Genomic DNA, 6,438 nt, shown 5'->3' on the forward strand with positions numbered 1-6,438 from the left:
TGCAGCAGGCCGGCACTTCTGTCCTGGCCCAGGCCAACCAGATCCCGCAGAACGTGCTGTCTCTGCTGGGCTAAGGGAAGTGACAGGGGGAGGACAATACTCCTTCCCTTGATCCTTCACTGAAGGGATCGACAGAGCCGGCTCCATTCGTGGGGCCGGCTTTTTGCTTCATGGGGAGATGACATGACCGTTGACGAACACCAGCAAGTGATCGACGAGCTTCAGGCGGTGATTGACGACACCCGCGCCACCATGGAACGCTTCGAAGCCGCCGGCATGGATGAACAGATGCCGGAAGACTATGACAAGCTGATGGAACTTCTGGATGACGCCGTGACACAGCAGCGCGAGCAAGTGATGGCGATGCTGGGCTGATTAGGGCGAGGCCAGCCAGCTTTTCCGCTCATCATCCCCTGAGCTGTGCGTAGGCAAAATCCAACAGCCGCTGGTAGTCGCGCTGGCGTATCACGCCCTCGACGATGCCGGCGTCCAGGTTCAGGTAGCCATGCACCAGGGCGTTGCGCAGGCCGATGACCTTGTTCCAGGGGGTGCCGCTATCGTCGTGGCCGAGGCGGTGCAGCTTGGCGAAGGCCTGCCTTGCCTCGCTGGGCACGGCCTGCCCCAGTGCCTTCAGGCGCTGCTTGGCGATGCCGATACAGGCCTCAGTCAGCAGCTGCAGGTTGCGCTCGGCGGCCCGGTAGAGCAGCGGGCTCAGCCCACTCGGCTGCGTGGCGGCTTGCGAGAGCTGCTCCAGCTCCTCGGCGAGGGTGGCCAGATGCTCCCGCATGGCATCAATATATTCGCGTTCCATAGGAAGTCGGCTCGGTCGATCAGGCGAAATGGCGCTGGTGGTACAGGTGGTCGATCTCCCACATCGAGCTGATTCGCTGTTCCTCTCGAGCCAGCCGCAGGCGATCGTTGGCCTGAAGCACGCACCCGGTGCGGATGATGACATGCGCCAAGGGCAGCGGCGCCAGGTTGATGTCCACGATGGAGAGCTGATCCTCCGCCAGGCCAAGGGCATCCTGCCAGGCTTGCGCCAGGAGCTCGGGGCGCAAGCGCCGCTCCAGCGGGTCCTTCTCGAATTGCCGGAAGGCAACGGCCAGATCAAAGTCGCTGCCTGGCGTCGCGGTGCCCTTGGCCCGCGAGCCATAGAGCCACAGCACGGCGATTTCGTCGCTCAGTGACGCCAGGTCGGCCAGAGCGTGCTGGATGGCGGTGGAATCCTGCATGGGGTTCTGCTCCTCGCCGGTCGACATGCTGCCGGCAGTCTGGCATTCGGCGAAGTGAATCTATCATCGGCGACAGGCACGTGCCAGCGGACGCTGAAGAGGCGCCTGAGGCCTGCCTCACAATTTCGGGACGGCAAAAAGCTCAGAAGGCTCTGCAGACCTCAATGGAGCCTGCGGTGCTACACTGGCGTTCTGCTGCACCGTCGCACCAGGAGGCGCCATGGTCACCCCCGCTCGCAAGAAGCTGCCCATCGGTATTCAGACGTTTGCCGATATCATTGAGGGGGGCTACTACTACGTCGATAAGACGCCGCTGATCCATCGGTTGATGGATGAGGGCAAGTACTACTTCCTCTCTCGTCCGCGTCGCTTCGGCAAGAGCTTACTGCTGGATACCTTGGCGTGTCTGTTCGAAGGCCGCGAGGCGCTATTCCGCGGGCTCTATATCCACGACAAGTGGGAGTGGCAGCGCCGCCACCCGGTGATCCGGCTGAGCTTTGGCGATGGCGTGCTGCAGAGTCGCGAGGCGCTGGATGTCCGCATCCGCGACCAGCTGTTCCGTGAGCGTGACCGTCTGGGGGTATCGCTGAAGCGAGAGACCGACATCGCCGGGGAGTTTTCCGCGCTGATTCGTGACGCCCACGCCCAGCATGGCGAGCGCGTGGTGGTGCTGATCGACGAATACGACAAGCCGATCCTCGATAACCTGCTGGAGCCGGAGCGCGCCCGGGCGCTGCGCGAGGGGCTGAAGAACCTCTACAGCGTGCTCAAGGATGCCGACCCGCACCTGGCTTTCGTGCTGCTGACCGGCGTCTCCAAGTTCAGCAAGGTGAGCCTCTTCTCGGGCTTGAACAATCTCAACGACATCACCCTCGATGCCCCCTACGCCACGCTCTGCGGCTATACCGATGCGGATATCGACCAGGTGTTCGCCCCTGAGCTGCCAGGGTTGGACCGCGAGGCGATTCGCCACTGGTACAACGGCTACCGCTGGGGTGGCCAGGACGTCACATCGGTCTACAACCCCTTCGATGTGCTGCTGCTGTTTCAGAAGCGAGTGTTCGGCCCCTACTGGTTCGAGAGCGCCACGCCCACCTTTCTGGTGGAGCTGCTTCGGCAGCGCGGCGTGTTCACGCCCCAACTGGAGCGCTGGGAGGTGGAGGCAGCACTGCTTGGGCGCTTCGACGTGGACGATATCGCGACGGAGGCGCTGCTGTTCCAGGCCGGCTATCTCACGGTAAAAGCCGTGGAGGAGCCCTTGCTGGGCTATCGGCTCTACACCCTGGGGTTTCCCAATCAGGAGGTGGAGACCAGCCTCAGCCAGGCATTGCTGCCGGTGTTGGGGGTCGAAGGGGCGCCTCTCGAGCGCAAGACGCTCTTCACACGCCTGCGCGACCACGACCTGGCAGGGCTCGAGGCGCATCTCAAGGCGCTCTACGCTGGCCTGCCCCACGACTGGTACCGCAATAACCCCATCGCGCGTTACGAAGGCCACTATGCCAGCGTCTTCTACAGCCACTTCGCCGCCCTGGGGGTACGGGTGACGGTAGAGGACGCCAGCCACCACGGCCGGGTGGATATGACCGTGGAGGCCTTCGGGCACCTCTACCTGTTCGAGTTCAAGGTGGTGGAGCAGCTCCCCGAGGGGCGGGCCCTGGAACAGCTCAAGGCCAAAGGCTACGCCGACAAGTACCGCGACCGAGGCATGCCGATCCACCTGGTGGGCGTGGAGTTCTCGAAGGAGCAGCGCCAGATCGTGGCCTTCGAGGTCGAGCAAGCCCCGTTCGGGTGAGCGGGAAGTAGCGGGGTGTGCCGCTGGTGAGGCTGTCACCCCAAGACGTTGTCCCCCTAAGGCGCCGATGTCACGCGCTACAGACCTCCATGGCGCCTGCGGTGCTACACTGGCGTTCTGCTGCACCGTCGCACCAGGAGGCGCCATGGTCACCCCCGCTCGCAAGAAGCTGCCCATCGGTATTCAGACGTTTGCCGATATCATTGAGGGGGGCTACTACTACGTCGATAAGACGCCGCTGATCCATCGGTTGATGGATGAGGGCAAGTACTACTTCCTCTCTCGTCCGCGTCGCTTCGGCAAGAGCTTACTGCTGGATACCTTGGCGTGTCTGTTCGAAGGCCGCGAGGCGCTATTCCGCGGGCTCTATATCCACGACAAGTGGGAGTGGCAGCGCCGCCACCCGGTGATCCGGCTGAGCTTTGGCGATGGCGTGCTGCAGAGTCGCGAGGCGCTGGATGTCCGCATCCGCGACCAGCTGTTCCGTGAGCGTGACCGTCTGGGGGTATCGCTGAAGCGAGAGACCGACATCGCCGGGGAGTTTTCCGCGCTGATTCGTGACGCCCACGCCCAGCATGGCGAGCGCGTGGTGGTGCTGATCGACGAATACGACAAGCCGATCCTCGATAACCTGCTGGAGCCGGAGCGCGCCCGGGCGCTGCGCGAGGGGCTGAAGAACCTCTACAGCGTGCTCAAGGATGCCGACCCGCACCTGGCTTTCGTGCTGCTGACCGGCGTCTCCAAGTTCAGCAAGGTGAGCCTCTTCTCGGGCTTGAACAATCTCAACGACATCACCCTCGATGCCCCCTACGCCACGCTCTGCGGCTATACCGATGCGGATATCGACCAGGTGTTCGCCCCTGAGCTGCCAGGGTTGGACCGCGAGGCGATTCGCCACTGGTACAACGGCTACCGCTGGGGTGGCCAGGACGTCACATCGGTCTACAACCCCTTCGATGTGCTGCTGCTGTTTCAGAAGCGAGTGTTCGGCCCCTACTGGTTCGAGAGCGCCACGCCCACCTTTCTGGTGGAGCTGCTTCGGCAGCGCGGCGTGTTCACGCCCCAACTGGAGCGCTGGGAGGTGGAGGCAGCACTGCTTGGGCGCTTCGACGTGGACGATATCGCGACGGAGGCGCTGCTGTTCCAGGCCGGCTATCTCACGGTAAAAGCCGTGGAGGAGCCCTTGCTGGGCTATCGGCTCTACACCCTGGGGTTTCCCAATCAGGAGGTGGAGACCAGCCTCAGCCAGGCATTGCTGCCGGTGTTGGGGGTCGAAGGGGCGCCTCTCGAGCGCAAGACGCTCTTCACACGCCTGCGCGACCACGACCTGGCAGGGCTCGAGGCGCATCTCAAGGCGCTCTACGCTGGCCTGCCCCACGACTGGTACCGCAATAACCCCATCGCGCGTTACGAAGGCCACTATGCCAGCGTCTTCTACAGCCACTTCGCCGCCCTGGGGGTACGGGTGACGGTAGAGGACGCCAGCCACCACGGCCGGGTGGATATGACCGTGGAGGCCTTCGGGCACCTCTACCTGTTCGAGTTCAAGGTGGTGGAGCAGCTCCCCGAGGGGCGGGCCCTGGAGCAGCTCAAGGCCAAAGGCTACGCCGACAAGTACCGCGACCGGGGCATGCCGATCCACCTGGTGGGCGTGGAGTTCTCCCGGGAGCAGCGCCAGGTCGTGGCGTTCGAGGTGGAGCAGGCGAAGCTCGGGTGAGCGGGAGCTCTCGTGGTAGTATCGCTGCCCCGAGAGGTCGCCACCCTGAGGAGCCATCGTGTCGGAGCACTTCCCCGAAGATCCTGCCCTTGACCTGTTCTTGGCCCTGATGGAGGTGGATTGGCCGACCGCCTTCGATGCCGCCACGCTGTCACGTGGGCTGGGCTATGCCCAGAAGGGTCGTGTCTATGGCGGGGTCAGCCTGCAGGTCGGCAAAGACATGCTGGGGATACACGGGCGCGTGGCCGGTGGCCGCAAGCAAGCCTACATGACACAGGTCTATCTTGACCCCAAGGGGCTCGACAAGGGGCTCTTTACCCTCTGCAACTGCCCGGTCGGCGTGCGCTGCAAGCATGCCGTGGCGCTGATCGAGACCTTCATGGAGCAGATGGCCGTGGAGGGTGGCGCCTGGGAGGAGGAAAGTCCCGAGCCTTCTCCCGAGCCTTCTCCCGAGCCGCCACCTGCGCCGCCGCTCGCCAATCGGTCCTCGGCGGCGGCCGAACTGGCGTCCGCCAAGCGCGAGCGCTTGAGGCGCGACTGGGAGGCTTGGCTGGCCGCCCCGGCCCATCCAGGCTCTGATAGCGAGCGCGTTGGTGACGAGTATCGCCTCGCACTGTTTCTGAGCGCCCCCGGTGCCTATCGTGAGCCGGTGCTGCGGGTGGTGCCGGTGTGGGTGCGTCCGTCGCGCCAGAGCCGGCGCCATTCTGGCTGGGTGGCGCCGCGTATCATCGAGTCTGGCTCCCATGGCCTGCAGCCGGCTCCCGAAGGCGGCTGGTCGACCGACCTGGAGGAAGCCCTGACGTTGCTTCTCTACGGCCAGCAGGAGTCCACCTGGATGTCCGGTCAGATGCGCGGTGCCACCGTGGTATCTCAGCCCTTCCAGGCCCGGGCGCTGTGGCGCCTGCTGGAAGATGAGGCGCCCCCGCTGCTGTTCCACGAAAAGCAGACAGGCCCACTTCTTGAACTGGGCCCCGCCGGGCAGTTGGCACCTTACTGGCAGGCCGATGAGGAGGGTGTCCAGTACCTTGAGATGGACGTCCAGCCCGATGACCTGCTCTCTCCAGCCGGGATCGTGCTGCGCGCAGGGCGTGAGCTGTGTTACCTGGACGTTGAGCAGGGCTTTTTCGGGCACCTGGCGGGAGACCCGGAGTGGCTCAAGAGGGTGGAGCAGGCGCCGCCGCTGCCTCCTGAGATGAGCGGCTGGTTGAGTGAGCGCCTGCGCGAGACACCGGCGCTGGCCGAGACGCTGGCCGCGCCGCATCAGATCGAGGAGCGCCAACTGGATGACGTAGCGCCGCGCCTGAAGGTCACCATGCAGACTGCCGCGGGGCAGCTGGGCTTTCGTGATGGCGCTCCGCTGCCGCGCTGGGTTGAGGTCGGTGCCGCGGTGGTGGGCTTCGACTATGCCGGCATCGAGGTGACGCCAGAGCCTGGTGACTGGGTGCAGGGTTATCGAGATGGCCAGCGACTCAGCATCAAGCGTGATGCCGAGGCGGAACTGGCGTTGGTGCGCAGCCTGCCGCCGGGCATGGTCACCCTCGAGCGGCTTCGCGAGCTTGGCGTGGTGCCTGCCTATCTGAAGCTACCCAACTGGTCCTTGCTGCTGCCGACCGCCGGACGCCTGCCGGCCACGACCCTCGAGTGGTCGACCCACCTGGCCGGCCCCGATGACTGGTGGGAGATGATCGCCCGGCTGC

General features: G+C 64.7%; 7 protein-coding genes. 5 read left to right on the top strand and 2 right to left on the bottom strand.

Translation table 11 applies throughout. The annotated features are described in order from the left end of the window. Together IBX53_RS13790 and IBX53_RS13795 are read left to right on the top strand one after the other, a co-directional pair. Nucleotides 1–74: flagellin (locus tag IBX53_RS13790; protein WP_290910258.1), on the top strand; the 74-nt coding region annotated here is incomplete at its 5' end. Nucleotides 75–183: 109 nt separating this feature from the next. Next, a complete protein-coding gene (locus IBX53_RS13795) occupies nucleotides 184–375 on the top strand; it encodes a hypothetical protein (protein ID WP_290910242.1) in 192 nt (63 codons plus the stop codon). A 31-nt stretch (nucleotides 376–406) separates the two neighbouring features. On the opposite strand, the gene IBX53_RS13800 is transcribed toward IBX53_RS13795, so the two are convergent. Further along, nucleotides 407–811: a DUF86 domain-containing protein gene (locus IBX53_RS13800; protein ID WP_290910245.1), complete on the bottom strand. Its 405-nt coding sequence runs from the start codon at nucleotides 809–811 to the stop codon at nucleotides 407–409. A gap of 19 nt (nucleotides 812–830) precedes the next feature. After that, complete coding sequence (locus IBX53_RS13805) at nucleotides 831–1,232, bottom strand: nucleotidyltransferase domain-containing protein (RefSeq protein ID WP_290910249.1); 402 nt, start codon at nucleotides 1,230–1,232, stop codon at nucleotides 831–833. 220 nt (nucleotides 1,233–1,452) lie between these two features. Between IBX53_RS13805 and IBX53_RS13810 the strand changes: the two genes are divergently transcribed. The 3 genes from IBX53_RS13810 to IBX53_RS13820 form a co-directional block, all read left to right on the top strand. Next, on the top strand, nucleotides 1,453–3,024 hold the full coding sequence (locus IBX53_RS13810; protein WP_290910252.1) for an ATP-binding protein: 1,572 nt from the start codon (nucleotides 1,453–1,455) through the stop codon (nucleotides 3,022–3,024). A gap of 145 nt (nucleotides 3,025–3,169) precedes the next feature. Continuing rightward, nucleotides 3,170–4,741 (top strand): ATP-binding protein, encoded by a 1,572-nt coding sequence (locus IBX53_RS13815; protein WP_290910255.1) that lies wholly within the window; start codon nucleotides 3,170–3,172, stop codon nucleotides 4,739–4,741. Nucleotides 4,742–4,799: 58 nt separating this feature from the next. Beyond that, the coding region (locus IBX53_RS13820; protein WP_290910256.1) for a hypothetical protein at nucleotides 4,800–6,438 on the top strand (1,639 nt) is incomplete at its 3' end.

Origin of the sequence: Halomonas sp. (assembly GCF_014859505.1) — a bacterium.
GTDB lineage: Bacteria > Pseudomonadota > Gammaproteobacteria > Pseudomonadales > Halomonadaceae > Halomonas.